The organism is Acidiphilium sp. JA12-A1 (genome assembly GCF_000724705.2).
GTDB lineage: Bacteria > Pseudomonadota > Alphaproteobacteria > Acetobacterales > Acetobacteraceae > Acidiphilium > Acidiphilium multivorum.
Window position 1 is genome coordinate 1 of record NZ_JFHO01000147.1, and the last position, 2,000, is coordinate 2,000.

General features: G+C 50.5%; 3 protein-coding genes. All 3 read left to right on the plus strand.

The genetic code is table 11. The features are described 5' to 3' along the window. Positions 1 to 570: transposase (locus RT91_RS18680; RefSeq protein WP_035189196.1), on the plus strand; the 570-nt coding region annotated here is incomplete at its 5' end. Between the two features lie 190 nt (positions 571 to 760). Next, a complete protein-coding gene (locus RT91_RS21715; protein ID WP_152982875.1) occupies positions 761 to 1,471 on the plus strand; it encodes a hypothetical protein in 711 nt (236 codons plus the stop codon). A 49-nt stretch (positions 1,472 to 1,520) separates the two neighbouring features. Then, positions 1,521 to 2,000: DUF6444 domain-containing protein (locus tag RT91_RS18685; protein ID WP_240314361.1), on the plus strand; the 480-nt coding region annotated here is incomplete at its 3' end.

Below are 2,000 nucleotides of genomic sequence, written 5' to 3' on the forward strand. Positions count from 1 at the left end.
ATGGACGGCCATCGCCCCGCTATCYGGATCTCCGATCTCTATGGCGCCCAGCGCGGTCATGCCGATGACTGGCAGATTTGCCTCGCCCACCAACTCCGGGACTGCAAATTCGCGATCGAGGCGGGTGATACGATCTTCGCACCCAGAATGAAGGCCCTGCTGCTCCGCGCCGTCGTGCTGGCGCGGCGCCATCGCACGCTCGCGGACGCTACAAGACGCGCCTGGCGGCGGCGCCTCGACCATGATCTCGACGCCGTCATGGCGCTCGCCCCGATCAACCACCACGGCAGACGATTGCGCCGACGATACGGCAAGGTTCGTGATCATCTCTTCACCTTCCTCGACCACCCGGATATCGCCGCGGACAACAACGGCTCCGAGCGCGAACTCCGGCCTACCGCGACATATCGCAAGGTCACCGGAGGGTTCCGATCCAACTGGGGCGCCGATTTCTTCGCCAACGTCCGATCCGTCGTCGGGACCGCCGCGCGGCACGGCCTTGATGCCTACACCGCTATCAAAAACGCCGTCACCGGAGCATCACTGCCCATCGCCCCCCTACCGGGTTGAGCAGATACCTTTTTTCTTCTCTGGCATTTAAACCTCTGGCTACGGCTGTCGATCATGGCAAGCCACATCAATTTCGATTTCCGGCACTCGCAATGAATTTAATTAATTATGAGAGCTTCCGTTCGCAACGAGGGCGTTTACCCTATAAGCTGGCCTATCTTCAGACCGATCGAAATGACAGGTCAAAATAATGGAAGAAAATAAGGCCATTGATATCATTAGTTTCGATACGCTTAAATTAGTACCTAATATTATTGCTCTGCTCACTACCATTTCGATAATTCTCTCTATTGTCTCAAATTGGGTCTATTTTCAAACAATTATGCCAAATGCGCTTGGTCTATTAACGATCAACGATCAAATTTCCTTTGCCATAAGCTGGGTTCCACGAGCAATATTTTTTCTATCCATCGGCAGTCTTTTTGGATACAATATAGGTGGTGGTCAAAAATCGCCATTTCTTATAGCGACATACAATAAAACAATTTTTAAAATAAGAATTTTTTACATTGTAATGCCAATTTTTTTATTATTAAATTTATTTTCTTATTTATTCTCAGATTGCTATGATTTTACAGCCGTTTTAATACCTATTTATTTTTGCTTTATTTTTGGATTTATAAATTATTTAATTATACCTAGAAAAATTTCTATTAATACTGGAAATTTTATTATTGCTTCGTCCCTTCTGTTGATAATTACAGTTAATACTGGAAATTTTTTGGCATTGCATGATCTGCAAAAGAAAACGCCAAACGCAACAATCCAACTGACTAACAAAAGGCGCCTTAGAGATATTGTTGTTTTTCGTGAAATTCAAAATGGGATCATTATTCACAATTTAGAAGATAATAAGATAATATTTTTTGTATCTGCTCATCCTGGTCCGTCGATAAGTTGAATCGATTGTGAATTGACGTGACCACGGCGGATACGATTCGACGGGAGGCGTGAACGAGCTTCCTGACCTGTCTCTCCTATCGCACGCTGAGAAAGACGCGCTGATCCGCGCGCTATGGGACGCGTTGCAATCATCCGAGCGCAGGAACGCGGAACTGGCAATCCGGCTTTCGGATGCGGAACGCCGGATTGCGGAGTTGGAGGCGCGGCTAAACGAACCGCCGAAGCGGCCGGACAATTCGAGCCTGCCGCCATCGCGCGGGCAGAAGCCAAACCGGCCCGAGAAAAGTCCGCGCAAGGGGCCCCGCAAAGGCAGTCTCGGCCGTGAGGGTGGCGGTCGCTTGCTTGCCGAGAACCCCGATCAGACGGTGATCGCGAAGGCGGCGCATTGCCAGCACTGCCGTGCCGGGCTGACTGACGCGGATCAGCGCCTCGCGCAGCGCTACGACAAGATCGATCTGCCGCCGATCAAGCCGGTCGTCACCCGCGTCGAACGCTATGCCGGCCATTGTCCGTGCTGTGGGGCGACC